Annotated in this window: 23 protein-coding genes and 1 pseudogene; 19 read left to right on the top strand and 5 right to left on the bottom strand. The window is 68.7% G+C overall.

From position 1 onward, the window contains the following. Positions 1-194 (top strand): annotated as a pseudogene (locus VDQ18_RS11100) (hemolysin-type calcium-binding protein); the annotation flags it as partial. Between the two features lie 14 nt (positions 195-208). Here VDQ18_RS11100 and VDQ18_RS11095 read toward each other — a convergent pair. Both VDQ18_RS11095 and VDQ18_RS11090 read right to left on the bottom strand, forming a co-directional pair. Further along, positions 209-538, bottom strand: coding sequence for a YidB family protein (locus VDQ18_RS11095; RefSeq protein ID WP_323021004.1), 330 nt, complete (start codon positions 536-538; stop codon positions 209-211). Between the two features lie 124 nt (positions 539-662). Beyond that, complete coding sequence (locus tag VDQ18_RS11090; RefSeq protein WP_323021003.1) at positions 663-956, bottom strand: hypothetical protein; 294 nt, start codon at positions 954-956, stop codon at positions 663-665. 380 nt (positions 957-1,336) lie between these two features. Here VDQ18_RS11090 and rpsD point away from each other — a divergent pair, with 380 nt between their 5' ends. From rpsD to recQ, 8 genes are all read left to right on the top strand, one after another. Further along, positions 1,337-1,957 (top strand): 30S ribosomal protein S4, encoded by a 621-nt coding sequence (rpsD, locus tag VDQ18_RS11085; RefSeq protein WP_323021002.1) that lies wholly within the window; start codon positions 1,337-1,339, stop codon positions 1,955-1,957. A 188-nt stretch (positions 1,958-2,145) separates the two neighbouring features. Beyond that, complete coding sequence (hisC, locus tag VDQ18_RS11080) at positions 2,146-3,231, top strand: histidinol-phosphate transaminase (protein ID WP_323021001.1); 1,086 nt, start codon at positions 2,146-2,148, stop codon at positions 3,229-3,231. Beyond that, a complete protein-coding gene (locus VDQ18_RS11075) occupies positions 3,231-4,148 on the top strand; it encodes a prephenate/arogenate dehydrogenase family protein (RefSeq protein ID WP_323021000.1) in 918 nt (305 codons plus the stop codon). The genes hisC and VDQ18_RS11075 overlap by 1 nt, the downstream gene beginning before the upstream one ends. 5 nt (positions 4,149-4,153) lie before the next feature. Then, positions 4,154-5,167 (top strand): extensin family protein, encoded by a 1,014-nt coding sequence (locus tag VDQ18_RS11070; RefSeq protein WP_323020999.1) that lies wholly within the window; start codon positions 4,154-4,156, stop codon positions 5,165-5,167. 97 nt (positions 5,168-5,264) lie between these two features. After that, a complete protein-coding gene (locus tag VDQ18_RS11065; protein ID WP_323020998.1) occupies positions 5,265-6,440 on the top strand; it encodes an acetyl-CoA C-acyltransferase family protein in 1,176 nt (391 codons plus the stop codon). A gap of 129 nt (positions 6,441-6,569) precedes the next feature. Next, positions 6,570-8,795 (top strand): response regulator, encoded by a 2,226-nt coding sequence (locus VDQ18_RS11060; protein WP_323020997.1) that lies wholly within the window; start codon positions 6,570-6,572, stop codon positions 8,793-8,795. A 70-nt stretch (positions 8,796-8,865) separates the two neighbouring features. Continuing rightward, positions 8,866-9,153, top strand: coding sequence for a YggT family protein (locus tag VDQ18_RS11055; protein ID WP_323020996.1), 288 nt, complete (start codon positions 8,866-8,868; stop codon positions 9,151-9,153). Between the two features lie 4 nt (positions 9,154-9,157). After that, positions 9,158-11,221, top strand: a complete 2,064-nt coding sequence (gene recQ / locus VDQ18_RS11050) for a DNA helicase RecQ (protein ID WP_323020995.1) — start codon at positions 9,158-9,160, stop codon at positions 11,219-11,221. Here recQ and trhA read toward each other — a convergent pair. After that, positions 11,218-11,892 (bottom strand): PAQR family membrane homeostasis protein TrhA, encoded by a 675-nt coding sequence (gene trhA, locus VDQ18_RS11045; RefSeq protein ID WP_323020994.1) that lies wholly within the window; start codon positions 11,890-11,892, stop codon positions 11,218-11,220. The genes recQ and trhA overlap by 4 nt on opposite strands. Before the next feature lie 193 nt (positions 11,893-12,085). On the opposite strand from trhA, the gene VDQ18_RS11040 reads away from it, so the two are divergent. The 10 genes from VDQ18_RS11040 (at position 12,086) to VDQ18_RS10995 (ending at position 23,424) form a co-directional block, all read left to right on the top strand. Continuing rightward, the gene (locus VDQ18_RS11040; RefSeq protein WP_323020993.1) at positions 12,086-12,613 is read left to right on the top strand and encodes an acyl-CoA thioesterase; all 528 of its coding nucleotides are present in this window, start codon (positions 12,086-12,088) and stop codon (positions 12,611-12,613) included. A 69-nt stretch (positions 12,614-12,682) separates the two neighbouring features. Beyond that, positions 12,683-13,243, top strand: a complete 561-nt coding sequence (locus tag VDQ18_RS11035; protein WP_323020992.1) for a hypothetical protein — start codon at positions 12,683-12,685, stop codon at positions 13,241-13,243. Between the two features lie 523 nt (positions 13,244-13,766). Then, the gene (locus VDQ18_RS11030; RefSeq protein WP_323020991.1) at positions 13,767-15,335 is read left to right on the top strand and encodes a 2-isopropylmalate synthase; all 1,569 of its coding nucleotides are present in this window, start codon (positions 13,767-13,769) and stop codon (positions 15,333-15,335) included. A 255-nt stretch (positions 15,336-15,590) separates the two neighbouring features. Continuing rightward, positions 15,591-16,628 (top strand): rod shape-determining protein, encoded by a 1,038-nt coding sequence (locus tag VDQ18_RS11025; RefSeq protein ID WP_107749865.1) that lies wholly within the window; start codon positions 15,591-15,593, stop codon positions 16,626-16,628. A gap of 28 nt (positions 16,629-16,656) precedes the next feature. After that, positions 16,657-17,670, top strand: coding sequence for a rod shape-determining protein MreC (gene mreC, locus VDQ18_RS11020; protein ID WP_323020990.1), 1,014 nt, complete (start codon positions 16,657-16,659; stop codon positions 17,668-17,670). Further along, positions 17,663-18,202 (top strand): rod shape-determining protein MreD, encoded by a 540-nt coding sequence (locus VDQ18_RS11015; protein ID WP_323020989.1) that lies wholly within the window; start codon positions 17,663-17,665, stop codon positions 18,200-18,202. Before mreC ends, VDQ18_RS11015 begins: the two co-directional genes overlap by 8 nt. After that, a complete protein-coding gene (gene mrdA / locus VDQ18_RS11010) occupies positions 18,199-20,148 on the top strand; it encodes a penicillin-binding protein 2 (protein WP_323020988.1) in 1,950 nt (649 codons plus the stop codon). Before VDQ18_RS11015 ends, mrdA begins: the two co-directional genes overlap by 4 nt. Continuing rightward, the gene (gene rodA, locus VDQ18_RS11005) at positions 20,145-21,293 is read left to right on the top strand and encodes a rod shape-determining protein RodA (RefSeq protein ID WP_323020987.1); all 1,149 of its coding nucleotides are present in this window, start codon (positions 20,145-20,147) and stop codon (positions 21,291-21,293) included. Before mrdA ends, rodA begins: the two co-directional genes overlap by 4 nt. Continuing rightward, positions 21,290-22,216 carry a glyoxylate/hydroxypyruvate reductase A gene (locus VDQ18_RS11000; protein ID WP_323020986.1) on the top strand — a complete coding sequence of 309 codons (927 nt, stop codon included), beginning with the start codon at positions 21,290-21,292 and terminating at the stop codon, positions 22,214-22,216. Before rodA ends, VDQ18_RS11000 begins: the two co-directional genes overlap by 4 nt. Then, positions 22,216-23,424 (top strand): FAD-dependent oxidoreductase, encoded by a 1,209-nt coding sequence (locus VDQ18_RS10995; protein WP_323020985.1) that lies wholly within the window; start codon positions 22,216-22,218, stop codon positions 23,422-23,424. The genes VDQ18_RS11000 and VDQ18_RS10995 overlap by 1 nt, the downstream gene beginning before the upstream one ends. On the opposite strand, the gene VDQ18_RS10990 is transcribed toward VDQ18_RS10995, so the two are convergent. Together VDQ18_RS10990 and VDQ18_RS10985 are read right to left on the bottom strand one after the other, a co-directional pair. Next, positions 23,421-24,227, bottom strand: coding sequence for an SDR family NAD(P)-dependent oxidoreductase (locus VDQ18_RS10990; RefSeq protein WP_323020984.1), 807 nt, complete (start codon positions 24,225-24,227; stop codon positions 23,421-23,423). The two genes, VDQ18_RS10995 and VDQ18_RS10990, sit on opposite strands and share 4 nt — an antisense overlap. Continuing rightward, positions 24,227-25,297 (bottom strand): class I SAM-dependent methyltransferase, encoded by a 1,071-nt coding sequence (locus tag VDQ18_RS10985; RefSeq protein WP_323020983.1) that lies wholly within the window; start codon positions 25,295-25,297, stop codon positions 24,227-24,229. The genes VDQ18_RS10990 and VDQ18_RS10985 overlap by 1 nt, the downstream gene beginning before the upstream one ends. Between the last annotated feature and the right edge of the window lie 5 nt (positions 25,298-25,302).

The following is a 25,302-nucleotide window of genomic DNA, read 5'->3' as shown; positions in this document are numbered from 1 at the left end:
TCCTGACCGCCAACGGTCAGCCCTGCGAGAGTTTCCACCCCGGCATGGCCGATCCCGCGGTGCTGAAATGGCACGCGCGCAGTCTGGAGAAGGCGGCGCCGGGGCTGGTGGGCGATCCCGCGCGTTTCGGCGAGACGGCGCGGCGCTGCCTGACGCGGGGCGAAGCGGCAATCCTGCGCTTCGCCACCGCCTGACGAAGACCGCCTGATTACGAGGGCATCCGCCCGCCCGGGGTCATCGTGTCGACCGCGCCCGGCAGGTGCTGCGCCAGTTGCGCCAGCAGCGCCTGCGGGTCCATGCCGGTCGTCGCGGCGAGGTTGTTCAGCGCCTCGGGACCCAGCGCCTGCTCCACCTGCTCGGGGGTGACCGTCTGGTTCTGGCCGTTGCCGACCCAGCTTTGCGCGATGCCGCCCAGCCCGTTCCGCTCGAAATTCTGGAGCAGGCCCTGAACGCCGCCGTTGTTCTGCAGGACCTGTTCGATGACGCGCGCCGCGCCCGCGCCCACGATCCCGCCCAGGATACCGTCGAGGAGTCCCATGGTGCCGTTTCCTTCTCGCTGTTACTGACACCCCGGCCGCAGCCGGGCAAAACCACCGGACCACGCAGGCCGGGGCTTGGCAAGCGAGGAACGGCGGGGCCTGGGAATTTGGGCGGCGGCTGGCTCAGCGGCGGCGGAACCGGCGCCAGAGCGCCCGGCCCCGGATCAGCAGGGCCGAGACGCGCGGCCTGAGGCCCGGCAGGTCGACCGCCAGCAGGATCAGCCCCATCGGGATCATCCAGAAACCCAGCACCGGCAGGAAGCCCAGGAACCCGCCGATGATCAGCAGGATCGCCACCGGCAGCCGGATCCAGAACCGTCCCGGCGCGGCGAGCCCCCGCAATGGCCCTCCGACGCCCGGCAGGCTGCGGCCCATGCGGTCGAGCTGGCGCTCGAAACGGCGGTGGTGGCGGTTCATCGGGGCCCTCTGGCTGGTTGGCCGTGGCGATGTGGGGTAGGGCAGGGGCCTCGGCAAGGGGCGGGTCCGTCAACTTCCGGTCAGCGCCCGGCCCGATTGCCTTGAACGCATTGACAGTGCCGGGCGGGGCTGTATAAGCGCGCCGTCCGGGTGGTCCGCCCCTCAAGGCGGTGGCCCGGATTTTCATTGGTGTTGGGGGACCCCGCAAGGGGAAGCCTGTCGCCGGGGAAACCCGGAAAGGACAACGCCCTTTTACGTGACTCGGCCCTGCGGGCCGGTGCCCACGCGGAAGCCGAGCGGCGCAGAGCTGTTCGAGGCCCGAAAAGTGGGAACCGGTTTTCGGACAAGCCGAGAAAGCCAAAACGAAAAGGAGATCAGCCGTGACCAAACGCACGACTGCCAAGTACAAGATCGACCGCCGCATGGGCGAGAACATCTGGGGCCGCGCCAAGTCGCCGGTCAACAAGCGCGAATACGGCCCCGGCCAGCACGGCCAGCGCCGCAAGAACAAGCTCTCGGACTTCGGTACGCAGCTGCGCGCCAAGCAGAAGCTGAAGGGCTATTACGGCGACCTGACCGAAAAGCAGTTCAAGAAGATCTACGCCGAAGCCGCCCGCGTGAAGGGTGACACCGGCGAGATGCTGATCGGCCTGCTGGAGCGTCGTCTGGACGCCGTCGTCTACCGCGCCAAATTCGTTCCGACCATTTTCGCGGCCCGCCAGTTCGTGAACCACGGCCATGTGACCGTGAACGGCAAGCGCGTGAACATCGCGTCGTACCGCGTCAAGGAAGGCGACGTGATCGCCGTCCGCGACCGGTCGAAGCAGCTGGCCATCGTGCTGGAAGCCGTCGCTTCCGCCGAGCGTGACGTGCCCGATTACCTCGAAGTCGACCATTCCAAACTGACCGCGACCTTCGTGCGCACGCCGGGTCTGGGCGACGTGCCCTACGCGGTTCAGATGGAACCGAACCTCGTCGTCGAATATTACGCGAAGAACTGATCCAGCCACGGCTGAGGTCTTGCCTTTGGGGAAGGGCCGCGCCGGGGAACCGGTGCGGCCCTTTCGCATGCGTGGCGCCCGAAGAGCGTATTTTCGGCAGAATGAAGCCATCGCGGCACTACGAGGGAACCGGGCGGGTAGCCGCCAGGGCCATCACCGGATAAATGCGTTCTGGGGGACATGAAGACATGAACGACGCCATCCGCCCGCAACCCGGGATCATGGATATCGCCCTCTATGTCAGCGGCGAGAGCAAGGTCGCGGGCAAGACCGAGGTGCTGAAACTCTCGTCGAACGAGAACCCCTACGGCCCCTCGCCCCGCGCGCAGGCCGCTTTCGCCGAGGCCGCGGCGTCCCTGCATCGCTATCCCGCCACCGACCACGCCGAGCTGCGCGCCGCGATCGGCGCGATTCACGGGCTGGACCCGGCGCGGATCATCTGCGGCGTGGGCTCGGACGAGGTGCTGCAATTCATCACCCAGGCCTATGCCGGGCCGGGCGATGAATGCATCACCACCGAGCACGGCTTCTCGATGTATCCGATCCTCGCCCATGCCGCGGGCGCGACCCCGGTCACGGTGGCCGAGCGCGAGCGGCGGGTCGATGTGGATGCGATCCTGGCGGCGGTGACGCCCCGCACGAAGATCGTCTTCATCGCCAATCCCGCCAACCCGACCGGCACGATGATGGCCGAGGCCGATCTGCGCCGTCTGGCCGAAGGGCTGGGCGCAGGGGTCATCCTGGTCTTGGACGGCGCCTATGCCGAATTCGCGGGCGATTTCGACGGCGGCGTCTCGATGGTCGAGGACTTCCCGAACGTGGTGATGACGCGCACCTTCTCGAAGATCCACGGCCTCGGCGGGCTCAGGATTGGCTGGGGCTATGCGCGGCGCGAGATCATCGACGTGCTGAACCGCATCCGCCAGCCCTTCAACTTGAGCCTGGCGCAGATGGCGGCGGCCGAGGCGGCGGTGCGGGATGTGGACTACACCCGGTTCTGCGCCACCGAAAACGCCCGCTGGCGGGACTTCCTGCGCAACGGGCTGGTGCAGATGGGCGTCGCCTGCGACGAGAGCTTCGCCAATTTCGTCCTCGCCCGCTTCGCCAGCGCCGAGGAGGCCGATGCCGCCGACCGCGCGCTGCGGGACGACGGGATCCTGGTGCGCAAGGTGGGGGGCTATGGCCTGCCCGATTGCCTCAGGATCACTGTGGGCGATGAAGCCGCCTGCCGCCGCATCCTCGGCGTGATCGCCACCTTCAAGGGGATCCGCTGATGACGCAGGTCTACGAACGGGTCGCCCTGATCGGGCTGGGCCTCATCGCCGGGTCGATGGCGCATGCGATGAAACGCCGGGGCCTCGCCGGCCATATCGCCGGTTTCGCCCGCACCGAGGAGACGCGCAAGGCGGCGGCCGAGATCGGCTTTGTCGACAGCGTGCATGAAAGCGCGGCCGAGGCGGTCAAGGGCGCGGACCTCGTGGTCCTCGCCGTGCCGGTCGGCGCCATGGGCAAGGTGGCCGAGGAGATCGCCCCGCATCTGGCCCCGGGCGCCACGGTCACCGATGTCGGCTCGGTCAAGCAGGCGGTGATCGACGCGGTGGGGCCGCATATCCCCGCGGGCGTGCATTTCATCCCCAGCCACCCGCTGGCCGGGACCGAGCATTCGGGGCCCTATTCCGGCTTCGCCACGCTGTTCGAGAACCGCTGGTGGCTGCTGACCCCGCCCGAGGGCTCGGACCCCGAGGCCGTGGCGCGGCTCAGGGCGCTCTATGAAGGCGTCGGCGCCAATGTCGACACGATGGAGCCCGCGCACCACGACCTCGTGCTGGCCGTGGTGTCGCACACGCCGCACCTCATCGCCTACACGATGGTGGGGGTGGCCGACCATTTGCGCCGCGTCTCGCAATCGGAAGTCATCAAGTATTCCGCCTCGGGCTTTCGGGACTTCACCCGGATCGCGGCGTCGGACCCGACCATGTGGCGCGATGTTTTCTTGACCAACAAGGAAGCGACGCTCGACATCCTCGGCCGGTTCACCGAAGAATTGTTCGTGCTGCAACGGGCGATCCGCATGGGCGACGGCGATCATCTCTTCGAGTATTTCACCCGCACCCGGGCGATCCGGCGCGGCATCATCGAGGCCGGGCAGGATACCGACGCGCCCGATTTCGGCCGAGTGCGGAAGGGCTGAGGCGGGTGGCGGGCTGGCGAGTCTCGGTTCTGGTTCTGGCGCTGATGGCGCCGGGGCCGGGCTGGGGCGAGGCGCCCTTGACCTCGCCCCACCCGCAGGCCCGCCCCGCATCCCCCGGCACCGATGCCGCCGTCACCGCCGCCCTGAGCGCCCCGCCGCCGCGTCCCGCCGGGGCCGTGCCGCTGAGCGAGGCGGTCGCGGCCGAGGCATTGGCCGCCCAGCAGGCCGCCAATGCCGCCCGCCACGCCGCCGAAGCGGCGCAGGAGGCCCGGATCGAGGCGGCGCGGCGGGTGGCCGAGCGCGTCGCGCATGACGACGCCGCTGAGGCGGCCGAGATCAGCCCGCTCGCCGTCGCCAGCAGCCTGTTTCCCCGGCGCCGGACCTCGTCGGTCGTGCAGCGCTTCGCCACGCTGGCGGCGCTACGCGCGCAGGAACGCGCCCAGCAGCAGGCCACCCCCGCGGCGGTGCCCAACCGCACCGGCGGCCCTTCGGGCAGCGGGCTTTGTGGCGTGCGCGGCCTTGCAGGGCGGGAATTGCCGCGCATCACCTCGACCACGCAGGGCTGCGGCATCGCCCGCCCGGTCAGCGTGACCTCGGTCAACGGCATCCCGCTGTCCCTGGCCGCGACCCTCGATTGCGACGCGGCGATGGCCTTTGAACGCTGGGTCAGGACCGAGGCGCTGCCCGCCATCGGCCGGACCGGCGGCGGCGTCACGCAGATCCGCATCATGGGCCATTATTCCTGCCGTCCCCGCAACAACCAGCGCGGCGCGCGGATTTCCGAGCACGGGCGGGGCCGGGCGGTGGATGTCGGCGGCTTCCGGCTGGCCGACGGTTCGGTCGTCACGGTCGAGCAGCATTACCGCCGCGGCCCTTACCGGCGCATGATGCGGCAGATGTATCAGGCGGCCTGCGGCATTTTCCGCACCACGCTCGGCCCCGATTCGGACCGTTTCCATCAGGATCACTTCCACTTCGACGTGGCCCAGCACCGGGGCGGCGGCACCTATTGCCGCTGATCGCTTCTGACGCTGCGTGACTTTTGCGCAGGGTGCTTTGTGCAGGTGCAGCAGAGGTCTATAGAAGGGGCGAGGAGCATCACGGAAAGGGATGGACATGGACGAGATCGTCATTCTCAGCGGCGCGCGCAGCGCCATCGGCACCTTCGGCGGCAGCCTCGCGGGTCTGCCCCCGGCCGAGGTGGCGACGCAGGTCTCGAAAGCGGCGCTGGAGCGCGCGGGCGTCGATCCCTCGATGATCGGCACCGTGATGTTCGGCCACGTCATCAACACCATCCCGCGCGACGCCTATCTGTCGCGCGTGGCCGCCATCGGCGCGGGCATCCCCGACACGACGCCGGCGATGAACGTGAACCGGCTTTGCGGTTCGGGCGCGCAGGCCATCGTCTCGGCCGTGCAGGCGTTGGCGCTGGGCGACGCGGATTTCGCGCTGGCCGGTGGGGCCGAGAGCATGAGCCGCGCGCCCTATATCGTCCCGGCCGCCCGTTTCGGCCAGAAGATGGGCGATGCGCAGGTGCTGGACATGATGCTGGGCGCGCTGACCTGCCCCTTCGGCACCGGCCATATGGGTGTGACCGCCGAGAACGTCTCGGCCGAGCATGACATCAGCCGCGAGGCGCAGGACGCCTTCGCGCTGGAAAGCCAGCAGCGCGCGGCCAAGGCGATCGCCGAGGGCCGTTTCGCCAGCCAGATCGTCCCGATCACCGTGAAGGGCCGCAAGGGCGACGTGGTCTTCGACACCGACGAACACCCCAAGGCCACCTCGGCCGAGGCGCTGGCGGGCCTGCGTCCGGCCTTCAAGAAGGACGGCAGCGTGACGGCGGGCAATGCCTCGGGCATCAACGACGGTGCGGCGGCGGTGGTGCTGGCCCGGCGCGACGCGGCCGAGAAGGCGGGCCTGAAGCCCTTGGCGCGGATCGTCGGCTATGCCGTCGCGGGCGTCCGGCCCGAGGTCATGGGCATCGGTCCGATCCCGGCGGTGCAGCAGCTCTGCGCGCGGACCGGACTGAAGGTCGAGGATTTCGACGTCATCGAATCGAACGAGGCCTTCGCGGCGCAGGCTCTGGCGGTAAACAAGGGCCTCGGCCTCGACCCGGCCAAGGTGAACCCCAACGGCGGCGCCATCGCGCTCGGCCATCCGGTCGGGGCCACCGGCGCCATCGTCACCGTCAAGACGATGTACGAGCTCGAGCGCATCGGCGGCCGCTATGGCCTGATCACCATGTGCATCGGTGGCGGGCAGGGCATCGCGCTGGCCATCGAACGGCTGTGACAGAGCGGCTGTGACAAAAAGCCCACCCGGCAAAAAACCCTACGCGGGTTAAGGACCTCTTCACCCATACCGGGGATCCTCGGCGGACCGGCCCTCGTGCCGGTCCGTTGATTCAGGGTTCCGGGGCAGATGACGCTCTTCGACAAGCTCACTCAGGAGCGGCGCGCGCGGCTGACCGCCGAACAGCGCCTCGAACAGCGAACGCGGGAGCGGGATCAGGCGCTGGCCCAGGTCGATGCCATCCGGGCCGAGCTTCATTCCCTGCGCCAGCGCGGCCGCACCAGCGCCCTGGAAGAGGCGCAGCGCGCGGCCGAAGTGCAGACCTTGCAGCACCGCGCCCGGGCCGAGACGGAGACCGCGCAGCGCCACGCCACCCAGGCGGAACGGCGGCTCTGGGATTCGATCAACACGATTCGCGACGGCTTTGCAGTCTTCAACAGCCAGCAGCAGCTGGTGATCGCCAATCAGGCCTATCTGGGCGTCTTCTCCGGCATCCCCGAGGTGCAGATCGGCATCAGCTACCGCCGTCTGGTCGAGATTCTGGTGCATGAGGAACGCGTGCAGCTGGACGGCATCAGCAAGGAGGGCTGGATCGCCGCCATGTTGTCGCGCTGGGATGCCGAGGAGATCGAGCCGATGCTCCTGACCTTCACCCGGGGCGACACGGCGCTGATCTACGACCGGCGGGCGCGGGGCGGCGATATCGTCAGCCTGGTGCGCAACATCACCGAGACCCAGCGCCACGCCGCCGAACTGGACGATGCCCGCCAGCGGGCGGAGGCTGCGAACCGGGCGAAATCGGCGTTCCTGGCCAATATGAGCCACGAGATCCGCACGCCGATGAACGGGGTGGTCGGCATGGCGGAACTGCTTTGCGACACCAGTCTCAGCGACGAACAGCGCCTTTATGCCGAGACGATCCGCTCCTCGGGCGAGGCCTTGCTCAACATCATCAACGACGTGCTCGATTTCTCGAAGATCGAGGCCGACAAGCTGACGCTGCATCCCGAACCCTTCGATCTGGAGCGCTGCATCCATGAGGTGCTGATCCTGTTGCAGGCGGGTGCCCGCAAGCGGCGCATCGACCTGCTGATGGATTACGACCTGTTCCTGCCGACCCGCTTCATGGCCGACCCCGGGCGCATGCGGCAGGTGATGACCAACCTGATCGGCAACGCGGTGAAGTTCACCCAGGATGGCCATGTCCTGATCCGCGTCGTCGGCATGGAGGAGGGCGAGGACGCCTGCCGCGTCACAGTGACGGTCGAGGATACCGGCATCGGCATCGCCCCCGAACATGTCGAGCGGATCTTCGGCGAATTCGCCCAGGTTGATGAACAGGCCAACCGCAAGTTCGAAGGGACGGGCCTCGGCCTTGCGATCACCCGCCGCCTGATCGAGCTGATGGGCGGCGAGATCTGGGTCGAGAGCGAGCTGGGCAAGGGCTCGTGCTTCGGCTTCGCGCTGACCCTGCCGCTGGCCGAGGCCGGCGAGCCCTTCACCCATGCGCCGATCCGGCTGGAGCATGTGATGGCTGTCGACGACAACGTCATCAACCGCACGATCCTGGAACGGCAGCTGGCCGCGCAGGGGCTGCGGGTGACGATGGCCGGCACGGCGCAGGCGGCGCTGGAGTTCTTTGCCTCGGGCGCGGGGGAGGGGGTGGATCTGCTGATCACCGATCATGAGATGCCGGGTCTGGACGGGTTGGATCTGGTGCTGAAACTGCGCGCGGCGGGGCACCGGGTGCCGGTGATCCTGCTCAGTTCCAGCCCCGCGGTGCTGCGCGATCATTCGGCGATCGGTGACTTGCGGGCGATCCTGCAAAAACCGCTGCTGCGCCACGATCTGGTGCGCCAGCTGCACCTTCTGTCGGCGCCCGATGTCCCGCCCGTGCCGCGCCCCGTCACCCACCTGCCGTCCCCCACAATCCCCCTCGGGCCCGGACGGCGGATGCGCATCCTCGCGGCCGAGGATAACCGCACCAACCGGCTGGTGTTTTCCAAGATGATCGACGGGCTGGCGGTGGATCTGACCTTCGCCGAGGATGGCCTGCAGGCGGTCGAGGCGTTTCGCGACCGAAAGCCCGACCTCATCTTCATGGACATCTCCATGCCCGGCATGGACGGCCGCGCCGCCACGCGCGAGATCCGGCAGATGCCCGGCGGCGCGCAGGTGCCGATCGTGGCGCTGACTGCGCATGCGATGGCGGGGGACCGGGACGACATCCTGGCGGCGGGGCTGGATCACGTCATGACCAAGCCGCTGAAAAAGCCGCTGCTGATGGAAATGATCCAGCGTTACCACCCCGAAGGGGCCTGTCCGGTCGCCGCACCGCTGGAACGGCTGGCCTGAGCGGTGTTGAAGGCTTGCGGCGGGCGGGTGCAGGCCTTACCTGAGGGAGACCCCGACCAAAGAGGCTGCCATGACGTCCCTGATTCAGATCCTGCTGATGATTCTCAATGTCGTCTGGTGGATCGTCATCGTCCATGTGATCATGTCCTGGCTGATCAATTTCCAGGTGCTGAACCTGCGCCAGCCGCTGGTCGGGCAGATCTGGGACGGGCTGAACCGGCTGCTGGACCCGATCTATTCGCGCATCCGCCGCTTGCTGCCCAATATGGGCGGGCTCGACCTGGCGCCGCTGATCGTGCTGCTGGCGATCTATGCGCTGCAGATCGTTCTGGTGAACAATTTCGTCTATCTGCGCTGATCCGGTGAGCGAGGCCGCCGCCTCTGACCGCAGCCGCGACCTGCTGGCGCGGGTCTTCGGCTTTGCCGCCTTCCGCCCCGGGCAGGAAGAGATCGTCGAGGCGGTGATCGCCGGGCAGGACGTGCTGGCGATCATGCCCACGGGCGGCGGCAAGTCGCTCTGTTTCCAACTGCCGGCGCTGGCCCGGGACGGGCTGACGGTGGTCGTCTCGCCGCTGATCGCGCTGATGCGCGATCAGGTGCGGGGCCTGCAGGAGGCGGGCGTCGCCGCGGGCGCGCTGACCTCGGGCAACACGCCCGAGGAGAACGAGGAAATCTTCGCGGCGATGGAGGGGGGGCGGCTCAAGCTCCTCTATATCGCGCCGGAACGGCTGGCGTCCTCGGGCACCACGGCGATGCTCAGGCGTTCGGATTGCCGGTTGATCGCGGTCGATGAGGCGCATTGCGTCAGCCAATGGGGCCATGATTTCCGCCCCGATTACCTCAGGATCGGCGAACTCCGGCAGGCGCTGGGCGTGCCGCTTGCCGCCTTCACCGCCACCGCCGACCGCGCCACCCAGGACGAGATCGTCCAGAGGCTCTTTGCCGGGGGGCAGCCCGAGACCTTCCTGCGCGGTTTCGACCGGCCGAACATCCGCCTGGCCTTCGCCGCCAAGGACAGCCCGCGCAAGCAGATCATGGCCTTCGCCGCCGCCCGCAAGGGCCAGTCCGGCATCGTCTATTGCGCCACCCGCGCCCGGACCGAGACACTGGCCCGCGCGCTGGAAGAGGCCGGGCACAACGCCCGCGCCTATCACGGCGGGATGGAGGATTGGGAACGCCGCAAGGTCGAGAGCCTGTTTCAGACCGAAGAGGGCCTGATCGTCTGCGCCACCGTCGCCTTCGGCATGGGCGTGGACAAGCCCGATGTGCGCTGGGTCGCCCATTCCGACCTGCCGAAGTCGATCGAGGCCTATTACCAGGAGATTGGCCGCGCCGGGCGCGACGGGCTGCCCGCCGATACGCTGACCCTCTACGGCCCCGACGACATCCGCCTGCGCCGGGCCCAGATCGACGAATCGAACGCGCCCCCGGAGCGGCGCGAGGCCGATCACGCGCGTCTCAACACGCTGCTGGGTCTGGCCGAGGCCACCGCCTGCCGCCGCCGGATGCTGCTGGCCTATTTCGGCGAAGTCTCGGAACCCTGCGGCAATTGCGACCTCTGCGAGCGCCCGGCCAAGACCTTCGACGCGACCGAGGCGGTGAGGAAGGCCCTCTCGGCCATGCTGCGGACGGGCGAGAGTTTCGGCACCGGCCATCTGGTCGACATCCTGACCGGCGCGCTGACCGACAAGGTCAAGCAATGGCGCCACGACGACCTGCCGACCTTCGGCGTCGGGCGGGAACTCAGCAAACACGCCTGGCAGGCGGTCTTTCGGCAGATGATGGGCCGCGATCTGGTGCGCCCCGATGCCGAACGCCACGGTGCGCTCAGGATGACCGAAGCGGCGCGGCCGGTGCTGAAGGGTGAGCAGGCACTCACTTTCCGCGCCGATATCGTCGAGCGGATCGCCACCCGCGCCGAACCCCGGGCGCTGGTCTCGGACGAGGACGCGCCGCTGCTCTCGGCCCTGAAGGCGATGCGCCGAGCGCTGGCCGACCGCGCCGGGGTGCCGCCCTATGTGATCTTCACCGACCGCTCGCTGATCGAGATGGCCGAACGGCGGCCGACCACGCTCGATGAATTCGCGGCGATCTCGGGCGTGGGGGCCACCAAGCTCGAACGCTACGGCCAGACCTTCCTCGGCGTGATCACCGGGGCCGAGACGCCCGCCGCCCATCCCGCGCGCCGCAAGCTGGCGGGCAGCGAGGCGGGCGAGGTCATGGACCGGCTGGCCCAGGCGCAGGCAGCCCTCACACGCGGCGAGGATGGCACCGGCAAATACCTCGTCTGCACCCATGCGACGCTGCGCGCCATCGCCGAGCGCCGCCCGCGCAGCCTGTCGGAACTGGAGCGGATCCAGGGCATGGGCACGGCCAAGGTCGAGCGTTTCGGCGCGGCGTTCCTGGGCGTGCTGGCCGATACCTAGGCCAGCGCCGCCTCCGGCCCCAAGAGCACGAAGACCAGCACCGCCGAGTAGAAGACGAAGCTCGCCGCCAGCACGAAGACATGCCAGATCGTGTAATGGAAGGGCAGGCGCCGCCAGAGGTAGAAGACCACGCCCAGCGTATAGAGCCCGCCGCCCACCGCCATCAGCACCAGCACCGCGGTCGGCAGCGCCGCGAACAGCGGCCCGCCGGCCACCACGCCCGCCCAGCCCATGCCGAGGTAAAGCGCCAGCGCGATCCATTTGAAGCGCTCGGGCGAGACGATCTTCAGCGCGATCCCGGCCAGCGCCGCGCCCCAGACGCCCAGGGTCAGCGCCACGCCATGGCCCGACAGCAGGGTGAAGGGCGTGTAGGTGCCCGCGATTTTCAGGTAGATCGCCGAATGGTCGAGCCGCCGGAGCAGCCATTCCTTGGCCGTGCCATAGCCCGAGGTCTCGCCGATATTGTACAGCGCCGAGAACAGGATCATGGCGATCAGCGCGCCGCCATAGACCGAGACGCCGGTGATCGAGGCCGCATCGCCCCGGTAGAGCGCGGTCAGCACGATCAGCACCGGCACCGCCATCAGGACCAGCATCAGCCCGGCAACATGCACCACGGCATCCGAGACTTGCTCGGCCTTGGAATAGGCGGTGCGGAAGGCGCCGGTCATCGTGGTCTCCTTGGGGTCACCCCATGCTAGGCGCGGACGCCGATCAGGGCAACGCCGACGCTTGGTCAACCTTGCGCCCCGATCGTAACCGTTTCGTCAAAGCGGGCGGATTCCTGCCGGTCTGACGCTGCGGCGCGGGTTGACCCGGGCGTCCCGCTGGCCGAGGCAGGATGCCAGCCGCAGGAGGTCCCGCATGTATCCCCTTCTTCGCTTCCTCAAGGAATCGGTGACCAATCACCGCCGCCCGCTGGGCCTGTTCGAGACGCATGTCTCGCATCACCTCTGCTGGCCCTGGGATCTCGACCCCTGGATGGAGCTGAACAACGGCCGGACGCTGACGCTTTACGATCTGGGGCGGATCCCGCTCTGCACCCGGATCGGGCTGACGAAGGTGGTGTTCGGCAACCGCTGGGGCATGACCGTGGCCGGCTCCACCGTGCGCTACCGCCGACGGATCCGCGCCTTTCAGCGATTCGAGATGCACAGCCGGCTTCTGGGCTGGGACGGGCGGTTTCTCTATATCGAGCAGGCGATCTGGGACGGGGGCGAGGCGCTGAACCACCTGCTGGTGCGGATGGCGGTAACCGGGCCGCAGGGGATCGTACCTCCGGCCGAGGCTGTCGCCCTCCTCGGTCAGGACCCGCAGCCGCCGGAGCTGCCCGCCTGGGTCCGTGCCTGGATCGCGGCCGATGCCGAAAGGCCCTGGCCGCCGCAGGTCTGATCTGCCCGCAGCGGGTCTTCCCTTTGCCAGCCCGCGCGATACTCTGGCGCAAAGCGACAGGAGCGAGCCATGGCAGGTATCGGACATAACAACGGCCCGACGATGGAAGCGGGCGAAAGCTGGCGCCGCCACGCCTGGGGCAAGGCGCGGGCCCGGCTGATGCCGACCCTGCCGATCGAGGTGGTGCGGCTCAGGGTGAAACGGGCGGCGGAGATCGGGCTCGATTACCGCACCTATGCCTCGATCCGCGCGGCCTCGGGTCATGACGTGATCGCCTTCCTCTTCTCGACCAACGCCTTGCGGCTTCTCGCGCCGCAGCCCGCGCTGCCTGCGGACCGGGCGGCGAAACTTGCGACCCTCGCCGCTGGGCGCTCGGCCCTGGCCCGGGCGCCGATCTCGCCCGCCCAGGTGCTGGATCTGGCGCCCGGCCTGATCGACCACGCCGCCCCCGCGCCCCGCCCCTTCGCCCCCTGGAGCGAGAGCCGCCGGGCGCTGCTGGCGGCGGTGGCCGAGGGACGCTGGCCCGCCGACCGGGTGGTCATGGTGGGCGACACCGCCGAGGAACGCGACTGGTCGCAGGCCGCGCGGCTGGGGTATTACCTGAGCGCCGAGCGCTACTTCGCCGCGTGAAGCAGGGACGGCAGAGTGCGGGGGGCCAGCCCCCTCGACTCCCGGCCGCGCCACGGGCGCGGCGTTCGCGGCGAGAGGCGCGCCACTGGCGCGTTTCCGAGACGCCGCTCACCCCCCGCCAAAGGGGATTTTCCACCCCCTTTGGAAACCCCCGAGGGTATTTAAGGCGCAAAGATCCAGTTTGGCGTCTCGTTAATCCCCATCTTTGCGCTCCAAATATCCTGCGGGAGGGTCCGGGAGGGTGCAAAACCCTCCCGGGGCTCGCCGCGGGCGCGCGGTCTCGGCCCGATGTGCCCCCGCATTTTCACTTTTCTTTTCCGAAAGCCCCCGTATAGTCCGGCCCATGAACCGCACGCGCCCCTTTGATGTCCTGAGCCTGCAGGCCCCCTCGGCCCGGCCCTTGCACGCGCGCGGTCTCCTGCTCCTTAGCCTCCTCTGAGCGTGCCCCCGGGCGCGACCGCTCAGAGGTAGCCAGCGCCCGGATACGACGCTAAAGGACACCAAGGACAGGACGGATTTTCCCATGACGGACGCAATCAAAGCCCAAGACCATGTCTTGATCTTCGACACCACCCTGCGCGACGGCGAGCAATCGCCCGGCGCCACCATGAGCCATGACGAGAAGCTGGAGATCGCCGGCCTCCTGGACGAGATGGGGGTCGATATCATCGAGGCGGGGTTCCCCATCGCCTCGGAGGGCGATTTCGCCGCCGTTTCGGACATCGCCCGCAATTCCCGCAATTCGGTCATCTGCGGGCTGGCCCGGGCCAATTTCGCCGATATCGACCGCTGCTGGGAGGCGGTGCGCCATGCCGCGAAGCCGCGCATCCATACCTTCATCGGCACCTCGCCCTTGCACCGCGACATCACGGCGCTGGATCAGGAAGGCATGATCGAGAAGATCGCCGCCACGGTGGCCCATGCCCGCAACCTCTGCGACAATGTGCAATGGTCGCCGATGGATGCGACGCGGACCGAGCATGATTACCTCTGCCGGGTCGTGGAAACCGCGATCAAGGCGGGTGCGACCACGATCAACATCCCCGATACCGTCGGCTACACCGCGCCGCGCGAAAGCGCTGATCTGATCCGCATGCTGCTGGAACGCGTGCCGGGCGCTGACAAGATCGTCTTTGCCACGCATTGCCACAACGACCTCGGCATGGCGACGGCCAACAGCCTCGCCGCGGTCGAGGCCGGCGCGCGTCAGATCGAATGCACGATCAACGGTCTGGGCGAGCGCGCGGGCAACACGGCGCTGGAAGAGGTGGTGATGGCGATGCGGGTGCGCAACGACATCATGCCCTTCCAGACCGGGATCGACACGACCAAGATCATGCATCTGTCGCGCCGGGTGAGCCAGGTCTCGGGCTTTGCCGTCCAGTACAACAAGGCGGTGGTCGGCAAGAACGCCTTCCTGCACGAATCGGGCATCCATCAGGACGGCGTGCTGAAGAACGTCCAGACCTTCGAGATCATGCGGCCCGAGGATATCGGCCTGACCTCGAAGAACATCGCCATGGGCAAGCATTCGGGCCGCGCCGCGCTGCGGGCCAAGATGGCCGAGCTGGGCTACGATCTGGGCGACAACCAGCTGAAAGACGTCTTCGTGCGGTTCAAGGCCTTGGCCGACCGCAAGAAGGAGGTCTATGACGACGACCTGATCGCGCTGGTTGCCGATACCTCGGCCTCGGGCGGGGACGATCATCTGCAGGTCCGCAAGCTGCGGGTGGTCTGCGGCACCGAGGGTCCGCAGGAGGCCGAGCTGACGCTGGCCGTGGGCGGCGAAGAGAAATTCGTCGATGCCACCGGCGACGGGCCGGTCGATGCCTGTTTCAACGCGGTGAAGATGCTCTATCCGCATAACGCCAAGCTGGACCTCTATCAGGTCTCGGCCGTGACCGAGGGCACCGATGCCCAGGCCACGGTCAGCGTGCGGCTCAGCCGCGACGGGCGGGTCTATACCGGGCAATCGGCGGATACGGATACGGTGGTTGCCTCGGTCAAGGCCTATGTCAACGCGCTGAACCGGATGCATGCCGGGCAGGGGCGGGCCAACAACTCGGCGCTGCAGACCTCGGCTGCCGGGTAAGCGGCGGGGCCTGCCTCGTAGGATGGGCAATATTGCCCATCCTACCCTCACCGGCGCGGCGTATTTCCGGCAGAATGAAGGGCGGGGGGCGCCAATCCCCCGCCCATACTCTTTCGTGAGCGGATAAGTGCCGTGCAAAGGCGATCGCGACGGGGCGGGGGCCTTTACGCCACTGCCATAGGGGGCCTATAAGGGCCCCGCTTCGGCCCGCTGGCGCTGCGCTCGGGCCCTCCACATCTTCAGGAAGATCGCCGCATGTTGGGACTGACTGGCCTCTTTTCGTCGGATATGGCCATCGACCTGGGGACCGCGAACACGCTGGTCTATGTCAAGGGTCGGGGGATCATTCTGAATGAGCCGTCGGTCGTGGCCTATCATGTCAAGGACGGGCGCAAGCAGGTCCTGGCGGTGGGCGAGGACGCCAAGCTGATGCTGGGCCGGACCCCCGGCTCCATCGAGGCGATCCGCCCGATGCGCGACGGCGTCATCGCCGATTTCGACGTCGCCGAAGAGATGATCAAGCATTTCATCCGCAAGGTGCACAAACGCTCCACCTTCTCGAAGCCGAAGATCATCGTCTGCGTCCCCTATGGCGCGACGCCGGTCGAGAAGCGGGCGATCCGTCAGTCGGTGCTCTCGGCAGGGGCGCGCCGGGCCGGGCTGATCGCGGAACCCATCGCCGCCGCCATCGGCGCGGGCATGCCGATCACCGATCCCACGGGCTCGATGGTCGTCGATATCGGCGGCGGGACCACCGAAGTGGCCGTGCTGTCGCTGGGTGATATCGTTTACGCCCGTTCGGTCCGCGTCGGCGGCGACCGCATGGACGAGGCGATCATCTCCTACCTGCGGCGCCACCAGAACCTTCTGATCGGCGAATCCACCGCCGAGCGCATCAAGTGCACCATCGGCACCGCCCGCATGCCCGATGACGGCCGCGGCAAGGTCATGCAGATCCGCGGCCGCGACCTGCTGAACGGCGTGCCGAAGGAAATCGAGATCACCCAGGGTCAGGTGGCCGAGGCGCTTTCCGAGACCGTGCAGACCATCTGCGAGGCGGTGATGATCGCCTTGGAAACCACTCCGCCGGATCTTGCCGCCGATATCGTCGACAGGGGCGTGATGCTGACCGGCGGCGGCGCGCTGCTGGGCGATCTGGATCTGGCCCTGCGCGAGCAGACCGGCCTGATCATCACCGTGGCCGACCAGTCGCTCAATTGCGTGGCGCTGGGGACCGGCAAGGCGCTGGAATACGAAAAGCAGCTCCGCCACGCCATCGATTACGAAAGCTGACCCTTTGGGTCCCGCGTAGGGGATCGCCGTGCCAAGCGACCGCAGCAACGAGGCCGATTACGTCCGCCCCGTGCGCCGACTCGTTATCGGCGTGCTGGTCTTGGTGCTGTTCGGCCTTTTCCTGCTCTGGCGGATCGATTCGCCGCGGATCGAGCGGTTCCGCACGGCGGTGGTCGATGCGGTGGTGCCGAACATGGACTGGGCCATGGCGCCGATCACCGGCGTCGCCCGGATGATCGAGGATTTCCGCAGCTACGCCCGGATCTACGAGCAAAACCAGGAACTGCGCCGCGAATTGCAGCAGATGCGGGCCTGGCGCGAGGCGGCGCTGCAGCTGGAACAGCGCAACGCGCAGCTTCTGGACATGGCGCGGGTGCGGCTGGACCCGCAGCTGACCCACGTCACCGGTGTGGTGATGGCCGACGCGGGCAGCCCTTACCGGCAATCGGTGCTGTTGAACGTGGGCGCCCGGGACGGGATCGTCGACGGCTGGGCGGTGATGGACGGGCTCGGCCTTGCCGGGCGCATCGCCGGGGTGGGGGACCGTTCGTCGCGGGTAATCCTTCTGACCGATTCGAACAGCCGGGTGCCGGTGATGGTGCAGCCGACCGGGCAACGCGCGCTGCTCTCCGGCGACAACACCCCGCTGCCGGTCCTCGATTTCGTCGAATCGCCCGATTCGCTCAGGCCCGGCGACCGGGTGATCAGCGCCTCGGACGGGGGCGTCTTTCCGCCCGGCCTGCTGGTCGGCGAGGTGGTGATGGCCACCGACGGGCGCCTGCGCGTTCAGTTGGCCGCCGATTACGGGCGGCTCGATTTCCTGCGCGTCCTGCGCTCGCGCCCGGCCGAGCGGATCGAGCAATCGGGCACGCTGCTGCGCCCGGTGGCCGGGGACGGTACGCTCCTTGATCCCGCGACCGGCGCGCCCTCGCAGCCGCCCCAGCCCGAGACGGTGCCCGACCCCGCCGCGGGCAGTGTCGAGGCCGTGCCCGCCGTGCCGCTGCCGGGGGCGGCCGCCAGCGACGGGCCGCCCAATGAATGAGGCGCTGCGCTTCGACACCCTGGCCTATCTCGGCCTCTATCTGCTGATCGCCAGCGTCTCGATCCTGAGCCGGATCCTGCCCCTGGGCGTGCTGGAGGCGGGCTGGCCGCTGCCGGACCTGCTGCTTCTCTTGACCATGGCCTGGGTGCTCAGGCGCCCCGCGCATCTGCCCGCGCTGGCCATCGTGCTGGTGTTTCTGGCCGAGGATCTGTTCCTCATGCGTCCGCCCGGCCTCTGGGCGCTGGCGGTGCTGGTCGGGACCGAGTTCCTGCGCCGCCGCAACCAGGTGGTGCGCGAGATGAACCTGCTTCTGGAATGGGCCATGGTGGCGGCGGTGCTGGGGGCGATGAGCCTGGCCTACAGGCTTGTGCTCATGATCGTGATGTCCCCGCGCGAGCCGCTCGACTTGAGCCTGAAGACACTTGTCGTCACAATCCTGGTCTATCCGCTGGTCGTCTGGGTCTTGCAGGTCGTGCTGCGCGTGAAGAAACCCGCCACCGGCGAAGTGGACGAACTGGGCCGCAGGCTATGAAAAGACCGCCCAAAGACAACGAGGACAGCGCGCGCGTCATCTCGCGCCGGGCGATGCTCATGGGCGGCGCGCAGATGGTCTTTGCCGGGGCGCTGGTGCTCAGGATGCGCAACCTGCAGCTGGGTCAGGCCGAGGAATTCCGCCTGCTGGCCGATGAGAACCGGATCAACATCCGCCTGCTACCACCCTCGCGCGGGCTGATCGTCGACCGCAACGGCACGCTTCTGGCGGGCAACGTGCAGAACTACCGCATCGTGCTGGTGCGCGAGGATGCCGGCGAGCCGCGCGCGGCGCTGGAGCGTCTGGCGCAGCTGATCCCGCTGTCCGCGGACGAAATCGACCGGGCCGAGCGCGAGATCATGCGCCACCGGCCCTTCGTGCCCGTCACCATCGTCGACCAGCTGAACTGGGAGGAGGTGGCGCGCGTGGCTGCCAATGCGCCCGCCATGCCTGGCATCACGCCCGAGGTGGGCTTCAACCGCCACTATCCCTTCGGCGCGGAATTCGCGCATTCGGTGGGCTACGTGGGCCCGGTGTCCGAGGCCGATCTTGCCGCGCGCGAGACGCCCGAGCCCCTGTTGATGATCCCGCGCTTCCAGATCGGCAAGATCGGGGTCGAGCGGGAATACGAGGAGACCCTGCGCGGCACCGCCGGGCACCGCCGGGTCGAGGTCAACGCCGTCGGCCGCGAAATGCGCGAGCTGGACCGGCAGGAGGGGGACCCCGGCTCGACCCTGCAACTGACGCTCGACCGCCAGCTGCAGGCCTTCACCCTGGCCCGGCTGGGCGAGGAGAGCGCGGCGGCGGTGGTGCTGGAGGTGCAGACCGGCAATGTGCTGGCGCTGGCCTCGGCGCCGTCCTTTGACCCCAACCTCTTCGTGCGCGGGATTTCCGTGGCCGATTACGGCGCGCTCAGGGACAACGACCACCGGCCGATGTCCAACAAGACCGTGCAGGGTGCCTATCCGCCGGGCTCGACCTTCAAGATGGTCACCGCGCTGGCCGCCTTCGAGGCGGGGCTGGCGACGCCCGATGAGCGGGTCTATTGTCCGGGCTATATCGAGGCCGCGGGCCGCCGGTTCCATTGCTGGAACCGGGGCGGGCACGGGCGGGTCAACCTGACCTCGGCCCTGTCCGAAAGCTGCGACGTCTTCTTCTACGACATGGCGCAAAGGGTCGGGATCGACCGCATCAACGCCATGGCCGAGCGGTTGGGCCTCGGCATCCGCTACGACCTGCCACTCTCGGGCATTTCCTCGGGCCTCAACCCCTCACGCGAGTGGAAGCGCGAGCGGCGCGGCGCCGAATGGGTGGTCGGCGACACGATCAACGCCTCCATCGGGCAGGGCTATGTGCTGGCCACGCCCCTGCAACTGGCGGTGATGACGGCGCGGCTGGCCACCAATCGGGCGATCCTGCCGCGCCTTGTGCATGCCATCGACGATATCGAGCAGCCGATTCCCGACCAGCCGCCGCTGGGCCTGAGCGCCGCCGCGCTGGCGCAGGTGCAGCGCGGCATGTGGGAAGTCTCGAACGCGCAGCGCGGCACGGCTTATGGTTCGCGCATCGTCGACGCCAATCTCAGGATGGCGGGCAAGACGGGTAGTAGCCAGGTCTTCTCGATCACCGCGGCCGAGCGCGCGGCGGGCGTCAGGCGGCAGGATCAGCTGCCCTGGAACCGGCGCGACCACGCGCTTTTCGTCTGCTACGCCCCCGATACCGACCCGCGTTATGCCGTCTCGGTCGTGGTGGAACACGGCGGCGGCGGCTCGTCGGTCGCGGCGCCCATCGCCCGCGACATCATCCTGGCCGCGCAATCGGGCGGCCTGCCACCCATCGAGGCCTATCCCCAGCCGCAGCGCAACCGGATCGAGACCCTGATGCGCACCATCAGCGAGCAGATCGGTCCGGCCGTCGCGCCGCCGACCGGGCGGAGCCGGGCATGAGCTACCTTGAATACAACGTCAAACGCTCGCCCTCGGGCTTTCGCAAGGTGCTGCACGTCAACTGGGCGCTGGTCCTGCTGCTGACGGCGGTGGCTTCGATCGGCTTTCTGCAGCTCTATTCCGTCTCGGGCGGGGATTTCGAGCGCTGGACCGAGCCGCAGATGCAGCGCTTCGCCCTCGCACTGGCGGTGATGTTCGCCATCGGCTTCGTGCCGCTGTGGTTCTGGCGCTCGCTCTCGGTCATGGCCTATGGCGTGTCCTTCGTCCTGCTGTTGGGGGTCGAGTTCTTCGGCACCGTCGGCATGGGTGCGCAGCGCTGGCTGGAACTGGGGCCGATCCGCCTGCAACCCTCGGAAATGATGAAGATCGCCATCGTCATGATGATGGCCGCCTATTACGACTGGCTCGACATCAAGCGCGTCTCGCACCCGTTCTGGGTGCTGGTGGCGGTGGCGCTGATCCTGGTGCCCGCGTTTCTGGTGCTGATCCAGCCCGACCTCGGCACCGCGCTGATGATCATCGGCGCAGGCGGGATGGTGATGTTCTTCGCGGGCGTCAGCCTGTGGTATTTCGGCGGCGTGATCGGCGCGGGTGTCGGGCTGGTGGCGACGGTCTTCGCGTCACGCGGAACCCCCTGGCAATTGCTGCGCGACTACCAGTTCCGCCGGATCGACGCCTTCCTCGACCCCTCGCTCGACCCGCTGGGTTCGTCCTATCACATCAACCAGGCGATGATCGCGCTGGGCTCGGGCGGCTGGTCCGGCCGCGGCTTCATGCAGGGCACGCAATCGCGGCTGAATTTCCTGCCGGAAAAACACACCGACTTCATCTTCAACACCCTGGCCGAGGAATTCGGCTTCATCGGCGGCATCTTCCTGCTGACGCTCTATGTCGGCATCATCGTCACCTGCGTGATCGCGGCGATGCAGTCGAAGAACCGCTATGCCTCGCTGCTGATCCTCGGCATCGCCGGGAACTTCTTCCTCTATTTCGCGATCAACATGGCCATGGTCATGGGGCTGGCGCCGGTGGTCGGCGTGCCTCTGCCTCTGGTCAGCTACGGCGGGTCGGCGATGCTGATGATCCTCATCGGCTTCGGCCTCGTGCAATCCGCCTGCATCCACCGCCCGAGGGAGAAGGCATGAAGGTTCTGTTTGCCGCCGGCGAAAGCCGCTGGCCCGCTTACGAGGCGCCACTGCGCGCCGCGCTCGCCGAGGCGGGGCTGGCCGTCGATCTGGTGCGCGACGCCGCCCCCGAGACGGTCGATGCGATGATCTACGCCCCGGGGGGCGAGACGCCCGACGATTTCACCCCCTACACGCGCTGCCACGCTGTCCTCAGCCTCTGGGCCGGGGTCGAGAAGATAGTCGGCAACCGGACACTGACCCAGCCGCTCTGCCGCATGGTCGATCCCGGCCTGACCGAGGGGATGGTCGAATACGTCACCGGCCATGCGCTGCGCTATCATCTGGGTCTCGACCGGGTGCTGGCGACGCAGGACCGTTGGGAACCCGCGGTGCCGCCGCTGGCGCGGGAGCGGCCGGTGGCGATGCTGGGCCTCGGCGCGCTGGGCGCGGCCTGCGCCCAGGCGCTGGCGCGGCTTGGCTTCCCGGTGCTGGGCTGGAGCCGGACGCCGAAGGATCTGCCGGGTATCGAGTGCCACCACGGGCGGGACGGGCTGAAAACCGTGCTGAGCCGCGCGCAGATCGTGGTGACGCTGCTGCCCGCGACCCCGGGGACCGAGAACACGCTGAACGCCGAGACGCTGGGCTGGCTGCCCCAGGGCGCCGCGATCATCAACCCCGGGCGCGGGCCGCTCATCGACGATGACGCGCTCTTGGCGGCGCTCGCGACGGGGCAGGTGGGGGCGGCGACGCTCGATGTCTTCCGGGTGGAGCCCCTGCCGCTGGATCATCCCTATTGGGCGCATCCCAAAGTCACCGTGACCCCGCATATCGCCGCCGAAACCCGCGCTGTGACCGCCGCCCGCGTGGTGGTCGAGAACCTGCGGCGGCTGAGCACCGGCGAGCCGCTTCTGCATCTCGTGGACCGGGCCGAGGGCTACTGATGGAGATCGCGGTCGTCGGCGCGGGCATCATCGGCCTGACCGTCGCGCATCGGCTGGCGGGCGAGGGGCATCGTGTCACCCTGATCGCCCCGGCCGAGGAGCCGCACAAGGCCTCGACCGGCAACGCGGGCACCATCGCGGGCTATGCCGTCGATCCGGTCGGCACGCCCGAGGTGCTGCGCGACCTGCCACGACTTTTGTTCAACCGCGACAGCCCCCTGGCGATCCACCGCCCCTCGGCCCTGTCGCTGGTGCCCTGGCTCTGGCGCTTCGCGCGTCAGTCCGGTCCGCGGGGAGCCGAGGCCAACCGGCAGGTACTGGCCCGCTTCCTGGGCGATGCCGAGAGCCGCTGGCGGGGGCTGGCCTTCTCGCTGGGGGCAGGAGGGCTTTTGAACGAGGCGGGCGCGCTTTACGCCTATGACAGCGTCGAGGATCTGAACGCGGCCGAGGCCGGGATGGACCGCCGCCGCGCCCATGGCGTCACGGTCGAGCGGCTCGATGCCTCGCAGCTTCTGGCGCTGGAACCGCGCCTGCCGCCGGGGCGGTTCGGGGGCGGGATGCTGTTTCCGGGAACGCTCTGGCTCAGCGATCCGGTGGCGATGCTGGCCCGGATCGAGGCCGCGCTGCGCGTGGCGCGGATCGAGGCGCGGGTGACGGCGCTGGCCCGGCACGGCGCTGGCTGGCGGGTCACGCACGAGCAGGGCGCGCAGGAGGTCGAGGCGGTGGTGCTGGCTGCCGGGGCCTGGTCGGCGCGGCTGCTGAAACCGCTGGGCGTGCGGGTGCCGCTGACCGCCGAGCGCGGCTATCATCTGGAATTCGACCGGGTGGAGAAGGTCGCGCGCCCGCTCTGTCCGGTGCGGCGCGGGTTCTATTTCACGCCGATGGCGGGGCGCCTGCGCGCGGCCGGAACGGTGGAACTGGGCGGGATCGGCGCGGCGCCTTCGCCCCATCGCTGGGACAGGCTGGAAGAGGGGGTGCGCAGCGTCTTTCCCGACCTGCCGCCGCCGTCCCGCCGCTGGATGGGCCTGCGCCCCTCGGTTCCCGACAGCCTGCCGGTGGTGGGGCTGGCGCGAAAGGGGCTGGTCTGCGCCTTCGGCCACGGCCATCTGGGCCTGACGCTGGCGCCCTGGACGGCCGAGCGGATCTCGGCCGCGCTGGCGGGCGGTGCGGCGGACGAGGCGGTCAGCCCGCTGCGCTTCAACCGCTAGTGGGCGGGCCGCTGCACGGTGTCCAGCACCGAGCGCCCGCCATCCAGCGTGACGATCTGCCCGGTCATGAAGGCCGAGGCCGACGACGCCAGGAATTGCGCCAGCTCCGCCACTTCCGAGGCCGTGCCGATCCGGTGCAGGGGCGTGCCGGCGATGATCGCCTCGCGGTATTCGGGATGCTCGGCAATCGTGTCGCGCAGGGTGCCCGACATGAGCGACCCCACGGCGATGGCATTGACCCGGATCGCCTGCGGCGCCAGCGACACGGCCAGCGAGCGGGTCATCTGTTCCAGCGCCGCGTTCGAGATCGAGAAACCCAGCAATTCCGGCTGCGTCCGATGCGCGGCGATGGACGAGATATTGATGATCGCGCCCGCCACCTGCGGCCTCGTATCCTCTTGTTCCGCCTGCAGGATCATCCGCCGCGCCACCGCCTGCGAGGTCCTGAGCGCGACATTCAGGTTGTGATCCAGCAGCGTCTCGACCGAGGTGTCGGTCGGGTCCAGCGGGTCGGTGACGGCAAAGCTGCGCGTCGCGTTAATCAGGATATCCACCCGGTCGAAGGCGTCGAGCGCGGTCGACAGCAGGTTCGCCACGTTCAGCTTCTCGCGCAGGTCACCGGCAAAAAGGCGGCAGTTCGGCAGATCCGCCAGATCGTCGCAGCCGGATTTCAGCCGCTTCTCATTCATGTCCGAGAAGACGACATTGGCGCCTTCATCGACGAAATGCCGGGCGATGGCATGGCCGATGCCGGTGGCGGCGCCGGTGATGATCGCGGTCTTGCCCTCGATGGAAAAGCTCATCAGCGCCGTCCTCTGCTGTGGGTCGCACGGGCGCGCGCGGCCGGGGCCGCGACGGGTGCCCGCTGGGGGCCTTCGGCATGGAAGATCTTGAAGCCCGGGCTGCCGGGAAGTTCGCTGTGCTTGCGGAACGCCTCGGCCAGCGTCTGCTCGTAGGGCAGGTGGCGGTTGGCCACCAGGAACAGCTGGCCCGAGGGTTTCAGCATCGCCGCCGCCGTGCGGATGAAGGCCGCGCCCAGCTGCGGCCGGGCCTCGCGCCCCTGATGGAAGGGCGGGTTCATCAGCACGGCGTCAAGCTGCAGTTTCAACGGGTTGGTCGCATCGGCCCAATGGAATTGCGCCCGTGGGTCGGACACGTTCTGGCGCGCGCAGGCCAGGGCGCGGGCGTCGGCCTCGATCAGGTGCAGCGTGGCGATGCCGGGCGCCCGTTCGAGGATCTGGGCCGAAAGATAACCCCAGCCCGCGCCAAAGTCGGCCACAACGCCCTTCAACCCTGCGGGCAGCGAAGCCGCCAGCAGCGCCGAGGCCGGGTCGATCCCGTCGGCCGAGAAGAGGCCGGGCAGTGTGCGATAGACCCGCTCGCCGTCCTTGGCCTCGCCCGGGGTGGCGCGCCATTCGGCCAGCGCGTCGCCCGGCGAGGGGAACCAGGCGATCTTGCCATGGCCCTTGGCGATGGCGGCGCTCAGCTCCACCCGGTCGCGCAATTCGCGCAGCATGGCGTCGACGCCGTCGTTCTTCTGGCCGTCGATGATCACCGGGCCCGAGGTCAGCGCCGCCGCCTGGGCGATCAGGTCCCGGGCCTCGGCCCGCGAGCGGGGCAGGCAGACCAGCGCCGCGGCATAGGGCCCCTCGGCCGCCTGCGCGCAGGCAAGGCCCCGGGCGGCGAAGAAGCCGTGATCGGGCGCGAAAGGCGTCACGATCTGCAGCTGCGACGGGGGCAGGGGGCCGAAATCCTCACCCGCGCGCGGGTGGAGGACGGCAATGGTGCCCGCATCGGGCAGGGCAAGGCCTGCCTCGACGGCAAGCTCCAGCCGCAGCGCACGGGGCGCCGGTTCATGAAAGGACATGGTCATCGGCG

This window comes from Pararhodobacter sp. (genome assembly GCF_034676075.1).
Lineage (GTDB): Bacteria > Pseudomonadota > Alphaproteobacteria > Rhodobacterales > Rhodobacteraceae > Pararhodobacter.
Note: the sequence above shows the minus strand (reverse complement) of the source record. Positions and strands in the feature narration are given on the sequence as shown.